Source organism: Mammaliicoccus sp. G-M28, from assembly GCF_022386595.1.
In the GTDB taxonomy this organism is placed as follows: Bacteria; Bacillota; Bacilli; order Staphylococcales; family Staphylococcaceae; genus Mammaliicoccus; species Mammaliicoccus fleurettii.
Map to the genome: position 1 here is coordinate 95,455 of NZ_JAJNIF010000004.1, position 22,678 is coordinate 118,132.

At 31.1% G+C, this 22,678-nt stretch carries 19 protein-coding genes; 7 read left to right on the top strand and 12 right to left on the bottom strand.

Translation table 11 applies throughout. The features are described 5' to 3' along the window. The 4 genes from LQ609_RS05995 to LQ609_RS06010 are packed head-to-tail and all read right to left on the bottom strand — an operon-like array spanning position 1 to position 3,751. Positions 1-366, bottom strand: coding sequence for a hypothetical protein (locus tag LQ609_RS05995; RefSeq protein ID WP_107510004.1), 366 nt, complete (start codon positions 364-366; stop codon positions 1-3). Between the two features lie 25 nt (positions 367-391). Next, positions 392-940 carry a tubby C-terminal domain-like protein gene (locus LQ609_RS06000; protein WP_239734444.1) on the bottom strand — a complete coding sequence of 183 codons (549 nt, stop codon included), beginning with the start codon at positions 938-940 and terminating at the stop codon, positions 392-394. A 33-nt stretch (positions 941-973) separates the two neighbouring features. Beyond that, complete coding sequence (locus tag LQ609_RS06005; protein WP_115337160.1) at positions 974-1,720, bottom strand: transcriptional regulator, SarA/Rot family; 747 nt, start codon at positions 1,718-1,720, stop codon at positions 974-976. Between the two features lie 12 nt (positions 1,721-1,732). Continuing rightward, positions 1,733-3,751 (bottom strand): helix-turn-helix transcriptional regulator, encoded by a 2,019-nt coding sequence (locus tag LQ609_RS06010; RefSeq protein ID WP_208143598.1) that lies wholly within the window; start codon positions 3,749-3,751, stop codon positions 1,733-1,735. A 489-nt stretch (positions 3,752-4,240) separates the two neighbouring features. On the opposite strand from LQ609_RS06010, the gene LQ609_RS06015 reads away from it, so the two are divergent. After that, entirely contained in the window at positions 4,241-5,035 is a 795-nt protein-coding gene (locus tag LQ609_RS06015) for a CHAP domain-containing protein (protein ID WP_107509915.1), read from the top strand. Between the two features lie 42 nt (positions 5,036-5,077). Here LQ609_RS06015 and nhaC read toward each other — a convergent pair whose 3' ends face one another. Then, entirely contained in the window at positions 5,078-6,472 is a 1,395-nt protein-coding gene (gene nhaC, locus LQ609_RS06020; protein ID WP_078357023.1) for a Na+/H+ antiporter NhaC, read from the bottom strand. Positions 6,473-6,848: 376 nt separating this feature from the next. On the opposite strand from nhaC, the gene LQ609_RS06025 reads away from it, so the two are divergent. The 3 genes from LQ609_RS06025 (at position 6,849) to LQ609_RS06035 (ending at position 9,833) form a co-directional block, all read left to right on the top strand. After that, on the top strand, positions 6,849-7,412 hold the full coding sequence (locus LQ609_RS06025) for a CHAP domain-containing protein (RefSeq protein WP_078357024.1): 564 nt from the start codon (positions 6,849-6,851) through the stop codon (positions 7,410-7,412). Positions 7,413-7,903: 491 nt separating this feature from the next. Further along, positions 7,904-8,302 carry a DUF4870 domain-containing protein gene (locus LQ609_RS06030; RefSeq protein ID WP_078357025.1) on the top strand — a complete coding sequence of 133 codons (399 nt, stop codon included), beginning with the start codon at positions 7,904-7,906 and terminating at the stop codon, positions 8,300-8,302. 241 nt (positions 8,303-8,543) lie between these two features. Continuing rightward, a complete protein-coding gene (locus LQ609_RS06035; protein ID WP_078357095.1) occupies positions 8,544-9,833 on the top strand; it encodes a cation:dicarboxylate symporter family transporter in 1,290 nt (429 codons plus the stop codon). 44 nt (positions 9,834-9,877) lie between these two features. Here the strand turns inward: LQ609_RS06035 and gmpC are convergent, their stop codons facing one another. Genes gmpC through LQ609_RS06050 form a run of 3 tightly spaced genes read right to left on the bottom strand, consistent with a single transcriptional unit; the run spans position 9,878 to position 12,436 of the window. Beyond that, entirely contained in the window at positions 9,878-10,720 is an 843-nt protein-coding gene (gene gmpC / locus LQ609_RS06040; protein WP_107509911.1) for a dipeptide ABC transporter glycylmethionine-binding lipoprotein, read from the bottom strand. A 37-nt stretch (positions 10,721-10,757) separates the two neighbouring features. Further along, complete coding sequence (locus tag LQ609_RS06045) at positions 10,758-11,417, bottom strand: methionine ABC transporter permease (protein ID WP_078357027.1); 660 nt, start codon at positions 11,415-11,417, stop codon at positions 10,758-10,760. Further along, positions 11,417-12,436 carry a methionine ABC transporter ATP-binding protein gene (locus tag LQ609_RS06050; protein WP_078357028.1) on the bottom strand — a complete coding sequence of 340 codons (1,020 nt, stop codon included), beginning with the start codon at positions 12,434-12,436 and terminating at the stop codon, positions 11,417-11,419. The genes LQ609_RS06045 and LQ609_RS06050 overlap by 1 nt, the downstream gene beginning before the upstream one ends. Positions 12,437-12,697: 261 nt before the next feature. Between LQ609_RS06050 and LQ609_RS06055 the strand changes: the two genes are divergently transcribed. Beyond that, on the top strand, positions 12,698-13,009 hold the full coding sequence (locus LQ609_RS06055) for a DUF485 domain-containing protein (RefSeq protein WP_078357029.1): 312 nt from the start codon (positions 12,698-12,700) through the stop codon (positions 13,007-13,009). Further along, the gene (locus tag LQ609_RS06060; protein ID WP_078357030.1) at positions 13,006-14,553 is read left to right on the top strand and encodes a solute symporter family protein; all 1,548 of its coding nucleotides are present in this window, start codon (positions 13,006-13,008) and stop codon (positions 14,551-14,553) included. The genes LQ609_RS06055 and LQ609_RS06060 overlap by 4 nt, the downstream gene beginning before the upstream one ends. A gap of 614 nt (positions 14,554-15,167) precedes the next feature. On the opposite strand, the gene LQ609_RS06065 is transcribed toward LQ609_RS06060, so the two are convergent. The 4 genes from LQ609_RS06065 to fdhF all read right to left on the bottom strand — a co-directional run bounded on the left by LQ609_RS06065 (position 15,168) and on the right by fdhF (position 20,928). Then, complete coding sequence (locus LQ609_RS06065) at positions 15,168-16,295, bottom strand: FAD-dependent monooxygenase (protein ID WP_239734455.1); 1,128 nt, start codon at positions 16,293-16,295, stop codon at positions 15,168-15,170. Positions 16,296-16,611: 316 nt separating this feature from the next. After that, a complete protein-coding gene (locus LQ609_RS06070; protein WP_078357032.1) occupies positions 16,612-17,379 on the bottom strand; it encodes an N-acetylglucosaminidase in 768 nt (255 codons plus the stop codon). A gap of 139 nt (positions 17,380-17,518) precedes the next feature. Continuing rightward, positions 17,519-17,989 carry a helical membrane plugin domain-containing protein gene (locus LQ609_RS06075; protein WP_078357033.1) on the bottom strand — a complete coding sequence of 157 codons (471 nt, stop codon included), beginning with the start codon at positions 17,987-17,989 and terminating at the stop codon, positions 17,519-17,521. After that, a complete protein-coding gene (gene fdhF, locus LQ609_RS06080) occupies positions 17,989-20,928 on the bottom strand; it encodes a formate dehydrogenase subunit alpha (protein ID WP_239734445.1) in 2,940 nt (979 codons plus the stop codon). The genes LQ609_RS06075 and fdhF overlap by 1 nt, the downstream gene beginning before the upstream one ends. Before the next feature lie 204 nt (positions 20,929-21,132). On the opposite strand from fdhF, the gene LQ609_RS06085 reads away from it, so the two are divergent. Beyond that, a complete protein-coding gene (locus tag LQ609_RS06085) occupies positions 21,133-22,578 on the top strand; it encodes a carbon starvation CstA family protein (RefSeq protein WP_119634567.1) in 1,446 nt (481 codons plus the stop codon). The last annotated feature ends 100 nt before the right edge of the window (positions 22,579-22,678 follow it).

Here is a 22,678-nt window from a genome sequence, read left to right on the forward strand (position 1 = left end):
TTAAATATCATTTTCTAATTCACAAAACCTCATGATTGCAGATTTTAATGGCATTTCTTGTTCATATATTCTAATCTGATCAATTGTTTCAGGATTTAAATAAATATATTTAACTGGTTCATCATTATTAAAAGCAACTATGGCTTCACCATCATCTGTACCTTCAAACATTCTATCTACATCTGAAAAGAACTGACCCAAAATATAAATTAATGCATCACTATATCGTTCTCTATCTCTTTTATATGCTTCTACTTGGCTATCTTGAATATAATATGCATCTACAATGGTCATACCATCTATATTAATAGGTTCATTTTTATTAATATTTTTTAAATGATGTTCTTTTTTAAAAAATTTAAACATCGCCAATATCCCCTATCACAGAAATTTAATTTGATTTACTTCTTTGATATTCTTGATATTCAAAGAATACTTGGAACAACATAATCAACATTGCAGGATGGTATTGGTTACTTATAACATTAATACCATGATTAGAAGCCACTTTAAACCTTTCAGACTTTGTTTCCATAACATCTTTACCATCTTGATCCGTAACTTTAACTGAGCGAGAGATAAATCCAGACTCAAATATTAAAGAATCATTTTTTGTTCCATTAAAAATGATTTTTGGCTTAAATCCAAATCGCGTTTCAAACGTACCTATCTTAGTATCATTTTTAAAAACTTCCCATACGTTTTTAAAAGGCGTCTTAAACTTACCTTCTAATGATCGCTCTTGCAAAACTTTATACAATCCACCGTCAAATTCGATTTTGAAATTATGCTTTTTTCGTCCTAGTAATGCAAATGTTTCTTGTCTACTAGATGTATAGTACAAACTCAAAACAAAAGCTGGATTATTTTGTTCGTCGTAAATTTCAATTGGCTTTGTTGATGCTCCCCAAAAATTTTCCTTAAAATGAAAATGAGTCATAATAGCCTCCAAAATTACACTTATTTAATAACTTCATTTTACCATAGCTAAATTTTGTTCACCATAATTATTGATATACTCTGCTAGCACTTCCTCAATAATTTTGTTTACTTCTAATTCAACATTTTTATAAATATCCACTAATACAACCCTTTCATCTTTTTCATTTCTTTTTTTACTGACATATTTTAATTGAACAAGTGTCTTTATAGATTTGTTAATTTTAACTAAGTCCCATCCAAATTTATTTTTTATATCTTTTAATGTACATGTTCGTTGATTTCTTTGTTGAATAAATAACAAAATCATAAAGTGATCTATATTTATTTTGTATTTATTACTAATGGTATTATGCATTAATGCAATACACGCATTTAATCTCAAAATATAATCTAACAAATTATTTTCTGTAATGTTAAAATCGATTGTCCTTAAATCATTATGCATACTCATTTCTATATGGTGAATTAATTGATTAATTTTGTTTTTGTGACGAGTTTCTACTATTATAAGGACTTTTCTCTCATCGATCTTTGATCTCTCTTTTTTAAAATAGTCCAAGTTATGTAGATATGAAAGAACATGAGTTAACATTGTTTGATTAATAGCAAGTACTTCCTTGATTTCTGATGAGTTAAACTCAGTTTTCTTTTTGTTATCATCTATATATTTCAAAACTTTTAAATGGTAAATATTTAATGCATATTCTTTTTTTAAAATTTTCTTCGCTTGAATATTTAAATAATGTAAGTTTAGTAAATTTTTAATTTGTTTTTCCATTGTAATACCACCTTAGTTTATTTTTTGTTTTATATAAATATGCTTAATAACATCTGGAGAAGTATAAAACTGAACAATTAACTTCCCAGTTTCTTTTTTAAAACTTACTTCGGTATCCTTATTGTTACCTTCACTTTCGCTATTTTGATTAATTAAAATTCGATTATTTTTGATAAAGATGTCATGATGTCTATATTCAATTTCACCTAACTTAAAACCATTGATATTTAGCCTTTGATGCAATCTATTAAAAACTTTCATATTTGGGAAAATAATAATTTGATATTCATTAAGATAATGTGTCATCAGTATCAAACCATTGAAGTAAACAATATCTCCTCGCAAACGTTTTAAAGTTAGTATCAATTCAAATAGTTGATACTGACTTTCCTTATTTAATTGTAATTCTTTAATCATGAGATGGCTGCTTTGTGAAGGAATCATACTATCTATCCATGTATCATCAATAATCATTGAAATATTTTGATTAAATTCGATACTCCATTTAAATATTGATATTAGTGACTCAATTCGATTAGGGATTTTAGGTTGATAGAAGATATTTAACGAGGGATTATTTTTCAATATAGATGTTATATCTTTGTCGGAGTCTATTTCATGATGTACTTTACATGCTATTTGGTTTTTGTCACCCATTTTATGAGACATTCGCTTTGCTAAATAGTTGTTTTGTTTGTTAAGTATCAATATCACATTAGATTCTTTTAAGTATTCTTTTATGATTTTAGAAATACGATTATATTGGTGATACGATGCATCGATATAGAATTGAAAACTGCGTTGTCCATAAAAATATGTGCAATCTGTTAAATAATTTAATAATCTCTTAAAAAACATTATAATTTCTTCTAAATTTTCGTTTCTTGTTAACTTTACCTCGAATGAAATATCAAATTGGTGTTCTAATGAAAAAGAAAACATTTGATGTACAAGTTTATTATTTTCAAAATTCGACTGAAATAGCTCATAAAATAGCTGATTTGAAAATAACAATCCATATAAACCAATTTCCCTTCTCATAGATAACAACTTTGATTGTTGAAAATTATTAGTAAGTGATTCTATATTTCTAATATAAATTAGTAAGTTTGGAGTTGTAATTTTTGAACTTAGTTTATTTTTAAAATTTATATCCATATTGACATAGTCAATATCACTATCTGTTAAATATTTGATCTGTTCATTTAACTGCTCAAAATTTTGAAATAGTGTCGTGTTTTTATTATGAAATGGATAGTATTGATCATTTTCAAGTTGTTTTCTAAATTTCCCTGGGGTAATTCCATATTTATTTTTAAAATGGCCAATAAATCCTGATTCATTTGTAAACCCATTATCATTCGCTATTTCAGATATTAATTTTTTAGAATACATTAAATCAAATGTACTGTAAGATAAACGAATAGCACTTATTAAATCCCGATAACGCATACTCGTTACTTCTACAAGCCTGTCAGAAAACCACCTTACAGATAATAATGATTTTGTCGCTACTTCCCCAATATACAACTTATTTTTATAATTATGATACATATAATCTATAGCTGTATTTATGTCATTAGTCATGCTATATTCAACTGTTTCATCTAACTCTCTATATAAACGTAGTGTCATAACTAACTGGTTAAGATGTTCAAATACTTTATTTCTCTTTTCTTTTTTACGTTTATTATTTAAGTAATTTACAATCAACTTATTCATATAGAATCTGAGCATACTCGAATCAAGTTTATCTTTGTTAATGTAGTACCTTTTATTAAATTGAAAGAAATAATCAAGTTCTACTCTTGATAAACACAAACTTGCAATGACATTTTTCTTAGCCGATAAAATACGGTAATGATCTAAGTCATTTATAATAATGAAGTCTTTCGATTTATATTTTTTAGTTTTACCATTTATAGAAATATTACTACTTCCTTCTATTATATATAGTATTAGTAAACCTATATTAAATTCTGATTGAACATTTAAGGTTTGATAAAATTTCAAATTACAATCAATCAGCATTTTAAACACCTCTATTCAACTTGAAACATCTTTATTTATAAGTAAGGATAATTATAATTCAACAAATAATATTAAAAATACTTTATTCTTGACTTTTTATTATGAAATTTTGTACTTATTTTATTTCCTTAAAAGCTATAACTTTTATATAAATCAAATATAAATAATATTATTAATTAGCAAAGTCAAATATTTTATTATGTCTTAAATATTACAAACGTGTAACAAAGAAATAGACTTTCTTCGATTTTACACCTAGAAACACCGTTGCTACAGCATTTCTTAATCATTGCGAAATGTTCGGAATTATTACATGAAATCATTAGATATTTAAATTAAATTACAAAGCTTTAACATTCAACACAAAGTAATTCATTTCTGATAAAGTAGATTTTGTTGATAAACAGCAGAGAAAAAAACTTATTAGAAAAAAACATAAAACATATACGAAAAAAATATTTTTAAATTATCTAGGAGGATTTACAAATTATGAAAAAATTAGCAACAGCAGCAATCGCAACAGCGGGAATCGCAACATTTATGGCACATGACGCAGACGCAGCAGAAAACAACCAAGGATATAACCCAAACGATCCTTATTCTTATTCTTACAATTATACAATCGACCAACAAGGTAACTACCATTACACTTGGGAAGGTAACTGGAATCCTTCATCACAATATGGTAACCAAGCTCAACAACAAGTAGCTAACACTACATCATCAAACAATACAGCTTCTTCAAATAACGAAGCAGCTTCAAATACAAATTATTCACAACCAGCATTCAATGCTGCACCAAATGGTGGTGGTTTAGGAGATTCAAATAATTCTTCTTCAAACCAAAATAACGTACATGTTACTACTACACAAGCACCATCATCAAGTAACAATGCAACTACTACATCAAACTCAAGTTCAAACGTTAGCACTACATCTACATCAACTTCACGCCCATCAACTGGCGGAGGAGCTAACTTATACACTTCAGGTCAATGTACTTATTATGCATTCAGCAAACGTCCTGACTTAGGTAGCACTTGGGGTAACGCAAATAACTGGGCTAGCGCAGCAGCTCAATCAGGTTACACTGTAAACAACAAACCAGCTTCAGGTTCAGTTTTACAATCTACAGCTGGTGGATATGGTCACGTAGCTTACGTTGATAAAGTAAACTCTGACGGTTCTATCCAAGTTTCTGAAATGAACTACCAAGGTGTTGGTGTTGTTTCAAGTCGTACTATCTCAGCTTCAGCAGCTGGTTCTTACAACTACATTCACTAAGAATAATATATAAAAAAGAGCAATCATATGATTGCTCTTTTTTTATGCTTTTATTTTTTTAATACCTATACCTGTGATACCATAAAATGCTGCGAAGAATACACATAAATAGCATGGCACTGCCCACCAGAAAAAATCTCCTAACGAAACATGTAATAAATCACGGTAATAAATACCTGATGTCCCCCACGGAATAAATGGTAATACCATCGTTCCACAATCTTCTAATGTTCGAGATAGATTTACACGATCCAACTTTCTCTCATTGTACATATCCATCAATAATACACCAATCATAATAATCACAACTGATGCAACACCGGCAGCAAATACAAGTATTAAACTTCCAGCTATTGTCACTAATATAAGATGTGAATCTTTTGAAACTTTGCTAGATATAGTTGTTAATATAACCTTCAAACTACCAGAAGCTTCAACTATCCCTGCAAATGCATAACCACAAAAAATAGTAACAACTATTTCAGTCATACTCATAATGCCACCACGTTTAACGAGATCTAGCATTGAATTCGATACTTCATTACTTGATAAACTCGTCATACCTATATCGAATCCGTTCATTGTCACATTAAACGCATCAACTATTTCAAATCCATTGTTTATAACACCTACAAACATGGCTACTAAACTTGATAACAACATCATTGGTACTGTTGGTTTTCCAATACTAATACCGGCAACAATAACGATTACTGGTAACCATACCCAAAAATTTAAATTAAAAGCCTCACCTATATTATTTAATAAAATATTCATACGTTTATTTTCAATATTTTCAGAGCTAAATTGCAATCCTGCAATAAACCATACAATTAATCCAATTATTGATGCAGGTATGGTTGTCCACATCATATGTTGAATATGTTTAAATATATTAACTTTAGTTACTAAGGCTGCTAAATTAGTTGTATCAGAAAGTGGTGACATTTTATCTCCAAAAACACCACCAGCTATTACAACACCTGCAACCATACCTGTTGGAATATTCATTTCACTAGCAATTGCAATTAAAGCAATCCCTGCAGTTCCAACCGATCCCCATGCAGTTCCTGTTGCTACAGATGTAACTGCTGTAATAATAAATGCTGTTACTAAAAAATATGTCGGATTAATCAATTCTAATCCATAATAAATTAATGCTGGAACAGTGCCGGAAAACATCCATGTCCCTATTAAAATACCTACTGAAAAAATTATGTATATAGCTGGCATAGCTGTAGCGAGTCTTTTTGTAATGCCATCTTGTAAATCTTCCCATGATAAACCTACTCTAAATGCTATAAAACTCGCGTATACCGCTGCAATAATTAATAATGGTTGAATTGGATAATGCAATATACCAAAACCAACCAATACTACTAGTCCCATTACTACAATACTGGAAATCGCTTCAAACAAAGTAGGTAGTCTCTTCATATAATTCCCCCTCTACTTATAAAAACAGACAAAAACTTCATTTTATATAGTAAAAAAGCAGTTGCAATTTATGCTAACTACTCATCATCAAATTATTAATAACGTAAATATAATATTACAAGAAAATGACAGTCGTTTTCTCACAATTTAACCAAAACCCTATAATGATAATGCTAACCCCATATTACTAGTTGTCATAATTTCTCAAGAATATTACTAAAAGATTGAATAGCATTATGATTAAGTAACAACTGTATGAAAATCAACACAAAGCTAAATTCATCTGTTAAAGTAATATTTGTCGTCGGAAAACGACATAACTAAAACTCAAATTATAAATTAAAACATATACGAAATTCACGGAGGAATATTTAAAATGAAAAAATTAACAACATTAGCAGTACTAACTACGGGATTAGCAACAACAGTTATAGGAAGTGGAGAAGAAGCTTCAGCAGATACTTATAATAACACTCAAGCTTCTCAACAAACTCAAACTCAAAACTTTAGTTCTAACTATACTAATAACTATAGCCAAAATTACAACACTTCAAACATGAGTCAGTCATTTTCTTCATCAGTAACTCAAACTGCAACTCAAACATCAGGTTCATCAGCTAACTTATACACAGCTGGACAATGTACTTATTATGTATTTGACAAAAAACAAGCTGACGGAGACCCAATCAGTGCAACTTGGGGTAACGCTAACCAATGGGCTTCAAATGCAGCAGCTGACGGCCATACAGTAAACAATACACCTAAAGAAGGTTCAATCTTACAATCATCAGCTGGAGCATTCGGTCACGTAGCTTACGTTGAAAATGTAAACTCAGACGGTAGTATCGAAGTTTCAGAAATGAACTACCAAGGTGAAGGCGTAGTATCATCTCGTACAATCTCAGCATCAGAAGCTGGATCTTACAACTACATTCACTAAGAAATAATGAATTATAAACTCTCCCAATCCTTTAGATATACTTTAGGATAGGGAGAGTTTTTTTATGTGCGTTTTTATAATGTAGATTTCGGTTGTGGTTAGTGGCATAATTCTGGATTATGCTTCTTAGACTGCGCTTACTGGCAGAATTCTGAATTATGCTCCTTAGACTGTTCTTACTGGCAGAATTCCGAATTGTGCTCCTTAGATCCTACTTCTTACGGACATTTCTCAGAATTTTGTCCCTAACAGCACTTCTTACGGACATTTCTCAGAATTTTGTCCCTAAGCACCCTTCTTACGGACATTTCTCAGAATTTTGTCCCTTACAACACCTCTTACGGACTTTTCTCGGAATTTTGTCCCTAACAACACTTCTTACGGACATTTCTCGGAATTATGTCTCTTACACACACTCTTACCACCATTTTTTATAATTGGCTATTTGCTTTGAAAATTGTATACTTAAATTAATCAAGGAGGGAAAAGTTATGAATAATAATGAACAAAATCCATTTCAACAGTCAACTTTAAATGAAGATAATGCTCAATTGCATCAAAATACAAATACCACTGATGATGATAGATTATTCGGTATGTTGATATATCTTACAAGTTTCTTTACATCTCTATTTGGACCACTTATTATATGGTTAATTAAAAGAGATGGTTCACCTTTTGTCGATAGAGTTGGTAAAGATTTCTTAAACTTCTTTATTTCATATACTATTTGGAGTATTGTTGCTGGATTATTATGCTTAATTTTAATTGGCTTTATTTTAATACCTATTTTAACTGTTTTACTATTCGTATTTACGATTATAGGTGCTATGAAGTCTTATAATGGTGAAACTTATTTACCACCGTTTTCAATTAGATTCATAAAGTAATATTCTTAAGAACACTTTTATCCATAAAAGTGTTCTTTTTCTTTTTTAGAGAAAAACTGATTAATTACTATAATAACTAATGATGATAAAATTACGTATACTCTTATACTCAAAAGAGAGTACTAAATTTGTAAATCCCCTTTTCAAACGTTCTTTGTGCACTTCCATAGAAGGAAGGCATAATTTTTTTTTGCATTTTATACTACAGTGCTTTAAAGGAGGAGTTTTTTTGGATCAAAAATTGAAAAAACCAAGAAGAAGATATATAAGCTTACCTACACAAATATTAATTGCTTTAATATTAGGTGTTGTTGTAGGTTATTTTTTAAATGGACAAGATCAATTAATTAAATTTATACAACCTGTTGGTGATATATTTTTAAATCTTATTAAAATGATTGTGATACCTATCGTATTCTGTTCACTAGCATTATCAATATCTAATGTTGGTGACATGCATACAGTTGGTAGATATGGTTGGAAGACGATTTTGTATTTCGAAATTATCACTACTATCGCAATTGGATTAGGTATCCTGTTTGGAAACCTGTTTAAACCTGGTTTAGGAATAGACGCAAACAAACTTCCTAAAGGTGATATTTCTAAATATGAACAAACTGCTGATGCAGCAGAGAAATCTACTTATGGGAATCATATGATTGATACTATTGTTGGAATTATCCCTACAAATATATTCGAAGCGTTAACTGCAGGAGAATTACTTCCTATTATTTTCTTTGCTGTATTCTTTGGATTAGCAATAGCAGCTATAGGAGAAAAAGGTCAACCTGTCAAAGATGTTTTAAGTGGTACTTTAGAAGCAGTGTTCTGGATGATACATAGAATTTTAAGATTAGCGCCTTATGGTGTCTTTGCTTTTATTTGTGTAACTATCATGACATTCGGTTTATCTGCGTTAATTCCACTTATAAAATTAATGGCAGTTGTAGTTGGAGCTATGGCTTTCTTTATTATTGTCGTATTAGGAATAGTAGCAAAAATTTGTGGAATTAATATATTCTCTATTATTCGTATATTAAAAGATGATTTATTATTAGCATTCTCTACTTCAAGTTCAGAGACAGTACTTCCATCTGTTATGGAAAAAATGGAAAAGTTCGGTGCACCAAAAGATGTTGTATCATTTGTTGTACCAACTGGATACACGTTTAATTTAGATGGTTCTGCATTATACCAATCAATAGCAGCATTGTTTGTTGCACAGATGTATGGTGTGCATTTAACACTTGTAGAACAATTGATATTAATGTTTACTTTAATGATTACTTCTAAAGGGATGGCAGCAGTTCCTGGTACTTCAATAGTTGTTTTAATCACAACTTTAGGATCTATGGGCCTTAATCCTGAAGGTTTAGCATTAATTATAGGTATAGACAGATTATTAGATATGATGAGAACATGTGTTAATGTTGTCGGCAATGCACTTTCAACAGTCGTTATCTCTAAATGGGAAAATAAATATGACGCTAAAAAAGGACAAGAATATCTTAAAACATTTAAAAAAGCTTAAAAAAAAGATTCGGCTAAGGGGAGCCGAATCTTTTTTATTTTGTTTTATTTTAATGAATCTTGAATTTTTTTAATTTCATCTTGTTTTAAATCTACAATAATTTCTCCATCCTTAGTATCTTCTTTTAAAGCATCTTTAGCTTCTTCAGAATGATATAAGTCCGCTATTTTTTTGTAAGTTTTGTTGTCTTTATCTTTAGTATTTGCTGCAATAAAGTTAATGTATGGTTTAGCTGCATTTGCATCAGGATCTTCTAAGTATATTGGATCTTCCTTAGGATCTAGCCCTGCTTTTGAAGCAACACCATTATTAATGATAGATATATCTACTTCGTCTATTGCTCTTGCTGTTTGTTGAGCATCTACAGCTTTAATATCTAAGTTCTTTTTATTTTCAACAATATCTTTAGGACCTCCATCTAAACCAAAATTCTTATCAAGTTTAATGTACCCTGCTTTTTCGAGTAGCTTTAAAGCTCTAGCTTGGTTTGATACGTCATTTGGAATAACGACTTTAGCTCCGTTCTTCAACTTCTTGATGTCTTTAATTTCTTTAGAATAAATCCCTAATGGCGCAAAGACTGTGGTTCTAATCGGTGTAATATCCGTTCCTTTATTTGCTTTTTCAAATTGATCTAAAAAGGCAAAGTGCTGGAATGAGTTTAAATCAATATCTCCATCAGATAAAGCTTTATTTGGAACATTGTAATCGGAGAATTGTTTGATTTCTATATCTATTCCATCTTCTTTAGCAAGTTCCTTCACTTTATCCCACACTGCTGTATCATTTGAGGCAATACCAATTGTTACTTTTTTATCGTCTTTTTTGTCTCCACAAGCTGCCAATATCAATACTAATGCCACTATCAATGTTAAAACCTTTTTCATTCTAAGCACTCCTTTAAATTTATGAATAATTAATAACTTAACTTCTTCTAACAAGTCTAGATAACACATTACCTAAAGATTGGATGAGCTGTACCATAATAACTAGTATGATAACTGTAATTATGATAACGATCGTATCAAACCTTTGATAGCCGTATGCAAGTGCTAAATCACCTATACCGCCACCTCCAACAGCTCCTGCCATTGCTGTAGCACCAATCAATCCTATAATTGATGTTGTTAATGCTAAAATCAATGAACCTAAAGCTTCTGGTAATAAAAAATATCTAATTATTTGAATTGGTGATGCCCCCATAGAATGAGCCGCTTCAATAACACCAGCATTTACTTCTAATAATGAATTCTCCACTAGTCTAGCTATGTATGGTGCTACATATATTGTTAATGGTACAATCGCAGCCGATGTACCTATGGATGTACCTACAATTAATTTTGTGAATGGTACGATTGCAATTAATAAAATAATAAAAGGTAAAGATCTAAAAATATTTATAATTGGATTGAGAACATAATAGATAATACTGTTCTCCCAAATACCATTCTTTCTTGTTATAACGAGTAATATACCTAATGGAATACCTATCAAAGCACCAATCACTAAAGATACTGTTACCATATATAACGTTTGATATATCGAATCTAATAATTGGGATGAATCTAATGATGAGCCAAACATTATGCTTCAACCTCCTCAAACTCAATATTTAATTCATTTAAATATTGAAAACTATTTTGAATTGCTTTTTGCTCTCCATTTAAGCGTAATGTTAAATACCCAACTGGAATACCTTGAATATCAGACATTGAGGCAAATAAGACATTAATTTGAACGTGATACTTAGTAATTAAATCATTAATTATAGATTGTGTGACTTGCTCTCCATCTATATATAACTTAATATCTGTTGCATTCTGATTCTCTGGAATTAATTTACGTAAATTCGGCGAAATATCTGTTGTAATTACTGTCGAGACAAAGTTCTTTGCAGTTAGTGTCTGAGGATGACTGAAGACGTCTAATACCGGTCCTATTTCTATCACTTTCCCATTTTCCATTACTGCAACTTTATTACATATTTTTTGAATAACACTCATTTCGTGAGTGATTAATAGTATCGTAACGCCAAATTGTTCATTGACTCTTTTTAACAATTTCAAAATGGAATCCGTAGTTGCTGGATCAAGCGCACTAGTTGCCTCATCACATAATAGTATTTTTGGATCCGTTACCAGTGCTCTAGCAATTGCTACTCTTTGTTTTTGTCCTCCTGATAATTCATTTGGATACTGCTTTCCTTTATCCTCTAATCCAACAAATTTTAATAACTCATCAACTTTTTCTTTAATTTTGCTTTTATTTGTTCCTTGTAAAACTAATGGCATCGCAACATTATTAAATACAGTTTTAGAATTTAATAAGTTAAAATGTTGAAATATCATACCAATATTCTTTTTTACACTTTGTAATTCTTTTTTTGAATATTGATTGATGTCATGCCCATTTACAATAACTTCTCCTGATGTTTTTTCTTCTAACACGTTTACAAGCCTTACTAAAGTACTTTTACCGGCGCCACTATATCCTATAACACCAAATATATCTTGTTCTTCAACTTTAAAACTTACATCTTCTAATGCTTGTATTTTAGAATTCTTTTGTTGGAAAACCTTATTAACATTTTTAAACTCTATCATATGCAATTATCCCTTCGAATTCTTATTAATATGATAAGAATTATATTGATGTTTATCATTATCGTCAACACTAAATTTCAAATTTTTCTAAATATTCTTATTTTAAGATAGTATTTTTACTCATAATTTATTGAAATCCAATTACTATATACTTTTTAATTAATGTAAGCGTTAACAATATTTTATTGACAATTTTGTGACATATTAATAAAATGAAACCTAAGATGTATTTTTACATTTAAATAAAAGGGGGTTATTTTAATGGCAGAGCATGATTATAAACGTTTAGCGAATGATCCGAAATTTAAAGAACTTGTTAAAAAAAGAAATGCTTTTATTTTTCCTATTTCTATCTTCTTTATTATTGCTACACTTCTTTTCCCAGTATTAACCGGTTATACAACATTCTTAAATAACATCGCATTTTGGAATATTTCATGGGCATGGATTTATGCACTATTGCTTTTTATTATGGTTTGGACACTTGTAACTTTATATATGCGTAAAGCTAAATCTTTTGATAAAGATGCTGAAGCATTATTAAAGACATATAGAGAGGAGCAACAAAGATGAATCCAATAGTAGTTATAATGTTTTTAATATTTGTCAGCATTACATTATTTATTACATATTTTGCATCTAAAAGAACTCAATCGACTAATGACTTTTATACAGCAGGTGGAGGCCTTACAGGATGGCAAAACGGTTTAGCTATTGCTGGTGATTACTTATCAGCAGCATCATTTCTAGGTATCGCAGGTGCAATTGCATTATGGGGCTTTGATGGTTTCTTCTATAGTATCGGTTATTTAACAGCTTATCTAATCGTATTGTATATTGTTGCTGAACCATTAAGAAACTTAGGTAAATATACATTAGCTGATATGATCGCAGCAAGGTTTGAACTTAAGAAAGTTAGAGCAATGGCTGCAGTTTCATCAATCACAATCGTTATTTTTTATATGTTGGCACAGTTAGTTGGTGCTGGCGCGCTTATTCAATTACTGTTTGGTATTCCTTATATACTAGCTGTCATATTAGTTGGAATTATGATGACTATATATGTACTTTTTGGAGGTATGACTGCAACAAGTTGGGTACAAATGGTTAAAGCTGTGTTATTGATGATTGGTACAGTTATTATCACGTTTTTAGTTTTACTTCATTTTAATTTCAACATATCTACAATGTTCGGAGAGATGCAAAACATCAAATCCGCCGACTTTAAAGGAGATTTTATTAATCCAGGTTCACAAGGTAAACCTCCATTAGATAATATATCGCTAATTATAGCTTTATTATTTGGTACAGCAGGCTTACCACATATTCTTATGCGTTTCTTTACAGTTAAAGATGCAAAAACAGCTAGATCCTCTGTAATGTGGGCAACTTGGATTATCGGTATTTTTTATATATTAACTATATTCTTAGGGTTCGGTGCTGCAGCTTTATTAACTCGTGAAGAAATCATTGCTGCTAACCCTGCAGGTAATATGGCCGCACCGTTATTAGCTGCTAAATTAGGTGGAGATTTCTTAATGTCATTTGTTTCAGCAGTTGCATTTGCCACTATCTTAGCTGTAGTTGCAGGTCTTGTACTGACTGGGGCATCTGCATTTGCACATGATATTTATGGGCAAGTTATTAAAAAAGGGAAAATAACAGAACGTGAACAAATGAAAGCCGCTAAATTAGCTTCTTTAGCTGTTTCAGTAATATCAATTGTATTAGCACTATTTGCTCAAAACTTAAACGTTGCATTTTTAGTATCACTAGCATTCTGTGTTGCAGCTAGTGCAAACTTACCAGTAATCGTATTTACAATATTCTGGAAGAGATTTAATACTCAAGGTGCAATTGTCGGTATAGCTGTTGGTCTAATTGTTTCATTAGTACTTGTTATACTAAGCCCTAATGTCATGAATCCTGATGGAACAGCATTTATTACAATGTCACCTATCTTCCCGTTATCTAATCCTGCTATTATTTCAGTACCAGCAGGTTTCTTAGGAGCATTCCTAGGTACCTTCTTAGGCAAGACTGAATCTCATGATAAATTCAGAGAAGTACAAGTTAAGGCAGCTACAGGTATATCTACTTCAGATATTTCACATTAAGATAGAAATGATTTTTATCAAAAAACAGACGAGGCTGGGACAATTAAATTGTCTCAGCCTCCATTTTGTAGTCAAATCCGCTTTTACTGTATCTCTTATCAGCAATTTTACCTAGAATTGCTTTTAATGGACTTCTTATCAGCAATTTTACCTAAATCTGCTTTTAACGCACCCCTTATCAGCTATTTTACCTAGTATTGCTTTTAATGGACTTCTTATCAGCAATTTTACCTAAATCTGCTTTTAATGGACTTCTTATCAGCAATTTTACCTAAATCTGCTTTTAACGCATCACTTATAAGTATAATCGTAGAAAAAATGCATATAAAAATAGATCATTAGTAACGATTTTGTAAGTGCGGACGCCTGAGGGAATCGTATGCGTGAGAGACTACAGGCTCGATCCATACCCCTAGGCAAGCATGCACGTACAAAATCGTAAAGTATTATAAAAAATAAGCATATCACTATAAACTTTTAAAAAATCAGTTAAGTGATATGCTTATTTATTTTGAGTTAGAATTTATGTCCCAAAATCGTCTGTTTTAATTACAATTCTATATCGAAGTGTTCTCTCTATAACTATATTTAAACAAATAGCTTCAGAGCAGATTTTATTCTAATTTAGCTTTCTGCAGAAATTTCACTTTTTTACTTAATGATTTTGATGATAATCTTTTTAGCATATTATTTCTTATTTTAATCTTCAATGTACTTGAAGTTTGTGCTGATTTACCAATCTTTCTTGATTTTAAAATCACCTTTTTAGTATGCTTCGTTCTTAATTTATCGTAACGTTTCAGTGCTGATTCAATATCTCTATCATTTATTAAATTAGTTAATGTCACTGCATCTTCTATAGATTGTCCTGCCCCTTGTCCCATGTTAGGTGTAGTAGCATGTGCAGCATCACCTATTAGAACAACTCTTCCTGATATAAATGATTTTAATGGTGCTAAATCATACATATCATGTTGCAATATACCTAATTCTTCTTGAGCATCTAATACTTTCCTTACTTCATTAGGGAATTGGTTAAAGTAAGCTTGTAAGTGTGGTTTTTCAAATGATTTAAATTTCAAGTCATTTTCTTTAGCATTCATTGTACAGAACCAATAAAGTTCATTATCTTTTAGAGGAACAATTCCAAATCTCCCTTTATGACCCCAATATTCTAATGCTACTTCTTGCTCAATATCTAAATTTTCATTTACAACACCTCTAAAGCAAGTGTATCCAGCATATTTAGGTATTGCTTTCGGATAAATATTCGTTCTAACTTTCGAGTGAATACCATCAGCAGCAACGACTAAATCGAACTTTTCTTCAACGCCATTCTCAAAATATAGACGAACCGTGTCTGCTGTTTGTTTAAATTCTTTTAATTCATGATTTAAATATATACGATCTGATGGTACATAAGTTTTTAAAATTTCATGGAGTACATTTCTATGAATCGTTATATTTTCATGCTCATCTTGATTCATTATTAATGAATTTAAAAACACATCTAAGTCAGATCTAATTTCTATTTTTCTTAAAGATGCGCCTTCTTGTTCAATAGCATAAGCCATTTTGTATTGTTTCAGTGTTTTTAGTACATTGCTTCCAATTCCTAAACCTGCACCTACTTGATCTAAACTATTTCGTTTTTCATATACTGAAACATCATGCCCAGTTTGGCAAAGTAATCCAGCAGCAGTCAGTCCACCAATACCTGCTCCAATTACAGCAATTTTCATTTTGTTCACTACTTTCTTTGAAATAAAAATTAATTATATAACTACATTTTAACATGAACAAGTATATAAATGAGGCTAAGACATAAATTTATCCCAGCCTCTGATCATTATATTAGCAGTAGATAACTGGATTGAAAGTTTGATTATATCAAGCTTTTTCCTGTCACTTTAATTGTTATGCACATGCTTTACCCAAGTGTGCTTTTAAGTAATGCAGTATAAGCAATTTTCAGCAAAATTGCTTATAAGAATAGTCATAAAAGTAGATTTGAATACAAAATAAAGGCTGAGACATAAATTTGTCCCAACCCTAATGTTATTTGTAGTAATCTTTATATACTTTTGATTTTTTTAAATTATGGTCATCATAATAACTTTCCATAATTTTACCTATACTAGTTGCCCAGCTTACATCAGTTGCATATAGATGTTGCCCTGGATTATATGGGTTCCATCTCATTTTATATAATGTATTCTGACCATTACTGATATAGTCTTTCTTCACAAATTCAGCTCCACCAAGTATTGCTTTCTCAGGTGAAGTCCATCCTTTTTTACGAGCATAACTACTACCTGTTTCAACTGCATCTTGGTCAAAAGCACCAATACCATAAAAGTTATAAAATTTCTTTCCGTTAGACATTTTAACGCCACTTGCTAATTCTGAATTACCGTTACCAGTTTCTATAAAAGCATGGCTAAGTAAATAAATTATATTCACATCATATTTTTCTTGAGCATTCATAAAAGCTTTTTCTTTACCTTTAAGTACACCCTTATCTTTCAAAATATCTTTAACTTGTTTTTCAGATATATCGACTTTCTCTGAAATATCAATGAATTGAAAATCAGTTTTACTTTTTTCAACATCCATATATTTATCTATCTCTTTTTTATCAGCATACACAAATTTATTATCTTCTTGCGTTACAGCAGGCGCGTCACTCTGTACTTGAATTTCAAGCGCTTCTTCATAAGTATGTGTTTGGTGATCTTTAAAAAAAGGAGACTCAAAAATAAATAGTAAAACAATAAATATAATAATAATAATGAGCCCTAATATTAAAGAGAACCTATCTTTCAAAAAGTTAATGATACTCACACCTTTTCTATTTATATAAGCAATGTTACTGTTTAAACTTATCTTATATTTTCTCAAATTTCAATCAAATAATATTTAAGATAAAAAGAGGCTGAAACAATTAATTGTCTCAGCCTACTAATTATTCACTTCTACTCATACCTCTTAAGAAGTTAAGTAGTAATGTTACACTTTGATTAATTTCAGGATCTTTTAATGCACCTAGTAAATCAGTTATAGATGTTTTCTTATTTGGATTTGCTCTGTTGGCTACTTTCATGCCATTATTAATTTTGTTTACGAATGTAGAAGTCTCTTCTATATCTAATTCTCCTAGTAAAAATAACATTTGCCCGAGATTACCTACAATTCCTTCGTATTGTTCTTTATTTAGTTCACTTACTAAGTTACCTGTTATAACTTTTCTTTGTACAATTGCGGCATGAAATGCATCTAGTGCTTGAGCTTCTTCAAGTGCATCAAGGATATCTATCCCTTTTTCGATTGCTAATTTACGATCAGCTAATCGTTCTTTTAGTTCATTCATATTTTCTTCTATTATATATTCTTTACGCTTATTCATACGTTTTATGACTTTTACTCTTTCACCCATTATTTATCGCCACCTTTACCTGGGAAAGTGTATCTTGATTGTTCCCATTTATCTTGGACTCTTACACTAATTTGTGGTTGTCTATGACCAAATCGTGAATTATGCTTAGGAATTGGTGATTCCCCTTTTTTAGTAATGACTTCTAGTTTAGCGTAATTATCTTTGTATGCTGGTGTATTCGTATCTTTATCTACATCACTGTCTGTTACAAAGTTTGGAGCACCTTCATTTTGGTCATTTAATGGAATATAAATGTAATTTCCTGTCACTCTATCCGTTACTTGAACATTCACTTCAGTAGTACCTACTTTAGAAGTTATTTTTACTCTTGCACCATTTTCTATACCATGTTCTTCAGCCAGTTCTTTCGAAATTTCACAGAAGTTTCTTGGTAATTTATATTTTAATCCTGGTACTTGGTAAGTCATATTGCCTTCGTGGAAGTGTTCAAGCACTCGTCCATTATTCACATGTAATGACATTTCTTCTGTTTGTTTAGATTCAACATTAAATTCTAATGGATAAAGTCTTGCTTTTCCATCTGGGAAATTAAATCTTTCTGTATATAACAATGGTGTATCTGTACCATCATCATTCATTGGCCATTGTAAACTATCAAAGCCTTCTAATCGATCATAAGTTACACCTTTAACTAATGGCATTAATTCTTGTGCTTCATTCCATATTTCACTTGGATGCTTATAATTCCAATCTGCACCAAGTGATTGAGCAATTAATTGTATAATCTCCCAGTCAGGTTTAGAATCCCCAAGCGGTTCTAATGCTTTGTTAATTCTTTGAATACGACGTTCTGTATTCGTAAAAGTACCATCTTTTTCTAATGATGGAGAGGCTGGTAATACAACATCAGCAAATTCTGCAGTTTTTGATAAAAATAAATCTTGAACGACTAAGAAATCAATTTTTTCAAAAGCAGATCTTACGTAATTGATATTTGCATCGACTACGCCTGTATCTTCACCTTTAATATACAGTGAGTGCAGCTTTCCTTCATGAATACTATCTATCATTTGATGGTTATCTAATCCTCTTTCAGAGTCTAAGGAAACATTCCAAGCCTCTTCAAATTTATGTCTAATTTCATCATCTGATACATCTTGATATCCAGGGAATGTATTTGGCATACTTCCCATATCACTACATCCTTGAACATTATTATGTCCTCTCAATGGATACGCACCTGTACCTGGTCTCATGTAATTTCCTGTAATTAACAATAGATTAGAAATAGCTGTACTTGTATCACTTCCAACACGATGTTGAGTCACACCCATTGCCCAACATATCGCTACCGAATTAACGTCAGTAATTTGTTTGGCAATATGTTTTAATTCATCTTGGCTAATACCCGTTTTATTTTCAGCATATTCTAAAGTAAATGAATCTAAACTTTCATAATATGATTCAAAGTCATTTACCCATTTTGAAATAAATGCTTTATTATGCCAACCTTGGTCGATTATATATTTCGTCACTGCTGAAAGCCATATTAAGTCTGTACCTGGTGTAGGCTTGTAAAATTTATCTGCACGTTCAGCCATTTCATGCTTTCTAATATCAAATACATAGAGCTTTTGACCTAATAGTTTATGTGCACGCTTAATTTTACTTGCTATTACTGGATGTGCCTCTGCAGTATTCGTACCTACTGTAATAACCATCTCTGCTTTTTCTAAATCTTCTATTGATCCAGAATCTCCACCATAGCCTACTGTTCTGAATAAACCTTGTGTTGCAGGTGATTGGCAATATCTAGAACAATTATCTACATTATGCGTACCTATAACTTGTCTAGATAACTTTTGCATTAAATACGATTCTTCATTTGTACATTTAGATGAAGATATAAATGCTAAAGCATCTTTACCATGTTGATTTTTTATTTGAGAAAATCTATTGCTAATTACGCTTAATGCCTCATCCCATTCAACTTCTTGGAAATATCCTTCTTTTCTTACGAGTGGTTTTTTTAATCTTTCTTCAGAATTCACATAGTCCCATGCAAATTTCCCTTTAACACATGTTGAAATATGATTTGCAGGTGAATCTTCATGAGGTAAAACTCTTAAAATCTCTCTATCTTTCGTCCAAACATCAAACGAACATCCTACACCACAATATGTACATACTGTTTTAGTTTTCTTAATCGTTTCTTCTCTCATTGCCGCTTCAGAATCAGATATAGCAAACAATGGTCCATAACCCGTTTCAGCTTTTTTAGTGAGTTCAATCATAGATCTTAGCAGTCCAGGTTTTTGGTCGGTCATATAACCAGTTTTACCTAACATGTTATTTTCCATTAAAGCATTACAAGGACATACTGTTACACATTGACCACAATTCACACAACTTGATTCATCAATCGCTTTATCGTTATCCCAAATTACTCTTGGCTCATTTCTCTTCCAATCAATTGTTAAAGTTTCATTGACTTGCACATCTTGGCATACTTCAACACATCTACCACATAAAATACATTGATCAGGATCATATCTATAAAATGCACCATAGTCCTTTTCGTAGCCTTTTGAAGTAAAAGGCGTAGATTGATGTTCTAAACCAAATTCACCCATAGTATTATGAATTTCACAATCACCATTATTATAATCACAAACTGTACAATATAATTCATGGTTTTCAAGCACTCTGTCCAATGCTTGCTTTTGAGCCGATTTCACTTTCTCAATTTGTGTATTCACAACCATACCATTTTCAATCATAGTACTACATGCACGTTGAAGCTGCCCATTCACTTCAACAATACAAGAATCACAAGTTTCTACTGGTCCAAGTGACTCGTTATAACAAATAGAAGGAACAAAAGATAGTTTCTCTGCTTTTATAAAATCTAAAAGTCGCATCCCTTCTTCTTTAAGAAAATCTTTACCATCAATAGTTACTATTTGATGCTCTTGCATATTGATTTCCCCCTTTATTTAATTCTGCCCATAAAAGTCATATTCATACGACTTATCTTTGATTATAATTTTGTAATTTTACAATTGCAAATAATACTAAGGGTTATCATTTTTTAAATTATCAGAAATTTCTAAATTCTTATTGATTGATTCCCCGTTTTTTGATAATCTATCAATATTCTCATCTTGAAAGAAGGTTTACATATGATTACTTTAATCACGAGCATCATCATACTGATTTTAGGTTATGTTTTTTATGGAAAATACATAGAACGTGTATTCGAAATATATCCTCAAAAAGAAACACCTGCATATAGTAAGCAAGATAATATGGACTTCACTCCATTGCCAGCTTGGAAAGGATGGATGATTCAATTACTTAATATTGCTGGCCTAGGTCCAATCTTTGGAGCTGTTGCAGGCGCTTTATATGGACCTGTAGCATTCATATGGATTGTAGTAGGATGTATCGTCGCTGGAGGTGTACATGATTACTTCTCAGGTATGCTAAGTTTACGTCATGGCGGTGCACAATTCCCAATGCTTGTGCAACATTATTTAGGAAAAGTTACAAGAGCATTTACTGATGTCGTTTCAGTAGTATTGATGGTATTAGTTGCTGCAGCATTCGTTGCTGGACCAGCACAACTTTTAGCTAGTAAAACACCAATATCATTTTTGGTAGCTTTAATTATTATATTTACATACTTTATACTTGCTGCAATTTTGCCTATAAATAAAATTATAGGTAGAATTTATCCTATTTTTGGAGTTATTTTAATAGTAATGGCTGTAAGTGTAGTTGTTGCCTTAATATTCAGTGGAAAACATATACCAGAAATTACAGTTCATAATTTACATCCAAGTGGTATTCCTGTATGGCCATTACTTATGGTGACTATATCATGTGGTGCTATATCTGGATTCCATTGTACTCAAAGTCCAATTATTTCTAGAACAATTAAAAATGAATCAGAAGGTAGAAAAGTTTTCTATGGTGCTATGATTTCTGAAGGTGTAATTGCATTGATTTGGGCTGCTGCAGGGATGACTTTCTTTGGTGGCACAGAAGGATTAGCTGCAAAATTACAATCAGTCGGACCAGCTGGAGTAGTCGATCAGATTTCAGTAGAACTATTAGGACCATTCGGTAGTATACTTGCACTTTTAGGTATCATTATACTCCCAATTACTACTGGTGACACAGCACTTAGAAGCTCAAGAATGATTATAGAAGATTTTGTGAAAGATAAAGTAACTATCAAACCAAAAGTACTCATGATTTCAGCAAGCTTTGCAGTAGGTATACCCGCATTCTTCCTCTCAACTATTGATTATTCATTCTTATGGAGATATGTAGGATTTACTAATCAAATAGTAGCTACCGTGATGCTCTGGGTTAGTGTTAGTTACTTGTTGAGATACAGTAAAAATCATTTAGTAGCAGGAATACCCGCCTTATTTATGACTGGTGCCATAAGTGTATATGTATTATATGCTCCAGAAGGACTTTCACTTCCTTACCAAACTTCAATAATAGGCGGAGCAATTGTATTCTTAGTCATCGCATCATTATATGTTAGAGCTATTTTAAAACAAACAAATCCAAGTACAATCCCTTCACCAACTAGCGACTTATATACATCATAAATAGATAAGAGGCTGAGACAATTAATTCGTCCCAGCCTCTTATCTGGTTATAAAGCTTATTAGTATAGCCTTTCCAGTCATTAATCTATCAATAAAATCA

What these genes read in the sequence shown, in the direction of transcription:
- LQ609_RS05995 (WP_107510004.1), bottom strand. Translation starts at nt 366, where the DNA reads ATGTTTAAATTTTTTAAAAAAGAACATCATTTAAAAAATATTAATAAA.
- LQ609_RS06000 (WP_239734444.1), bottom strand. Translation starts at nt 940, where the DNA reads ATGACTCATTTTCATTTTAAGGAAAATTTTTGGGGAGCATCAACAAAG.
- LQ609_RS06005 (WP_115337160.1), bottom strand. Translation starts at nt 1,720, where the DNA reads ATGGAAAAACAAATTAAAAATTTACTAAACTTACATTATTTAAATATT.
- LQ609_RS06010 (WP_208143598.1), bottom strand. Translation starts at nt 3,751, where the DNA reads ATGCTGATTGATTGTAATTTGAAATTTTATCAAACCTTAAATGTTCAA.
- LQ609_RS06015 (WP_107509915.1), top strand. Translation starts at nt 4,241, where the DNA reads ATGAAAAAATTAGCAACAGCAGCAATCGCAACAGCGGGAATCGCAACA.
- nhaC (WP_078357023.1), bottom strand. Translation starts at nt 6,472, where the DNA reads ATGAAGAGACTACCTACTTTGTTTGAAGCGATTTCCAGTATTGTAGTA.
- LQ609_RS06025 (WP_078357024.1), top strand. Translation starts at nt 6,849, where the DNA reads ATGAAAAAATTAACAACATTAGCAGTACTAACTACGGGATTAGCAACA.
- LQ609_RS06030 (WP_078357025.1), top strand. Translation starts at nt 7,904, where the DNA reads ATGAATAATAATGAACAAAATCCATTTCAACAGTCAACTTTAAATGAA.
- gmpC (WP_107509911.1), bottom strand. Translation starts at nt 10,720, where the DNA reads ATGAAAAAGGTTTTAACATTGATAGTGGCATTAGTATTGATATTGGCA.
- LQ609_RS06045 (WP_078357027.1), bottom strand. Translation starts at nt 11,417, where the DNA reads ATGTTTGGCTCATCATTAGATTCATCCCAATTATTAGATTCGATATAT.
- LQ609_RS06050 (WP_078357028.1), bottom strand. Translation starts at nt 12,436, where the DNA reads ATGATAGAGTTTAAAAATGTTAATAAGGTTTTCCAACAAAAGAATTCT.
- LQ609_RS06055 (WP_078357029.1), top strand. Translation starts at nt 12,698, where the DNA reads ATGGCAGAGCATGATTATAAACGTTTAGCGAATGATCCGAAATTTAAA.
- LQ609_RS06060 (WP_078357030.1), top strand. Translation starts at nt 13,006, where the DNA reads ATGAATCCAATAGTAGTTATAATGTTTTTAATATTTGTCAGCATTACA.
- LQ609_RS06065 (WP_239734455.1), bottom strand. Translation starts at nt 16,295, where the DNA reads ATGAAAATTGCTGTAATTGGAGCAGGTATTGGTGGACTGACTGCTGCT.
- LQ609_RS06075 (WP_078357033.1), bottom strand. Translation starts at nt 17,989, where the DNA reads ATGGGTGAAAGAGTAAAAGTCATAAAACGTATGAATAAGCGTAAAGAA.
- fdhF (WP_239734445.1), bottom strand. Translation starts at nt 20,928, where the DNA reads ATGCAAGAGCATCAAATAGTAACTATTGATGGTAAAGATTTTCTTAAA.
- LQ609_RS06085 (WP_119634567.1), top strand. Translation starts at nt 21,133, where the DNA reads ATGATTACTTTAATCACGAGCATCATCATACTGATTTTAGGTTATGTT.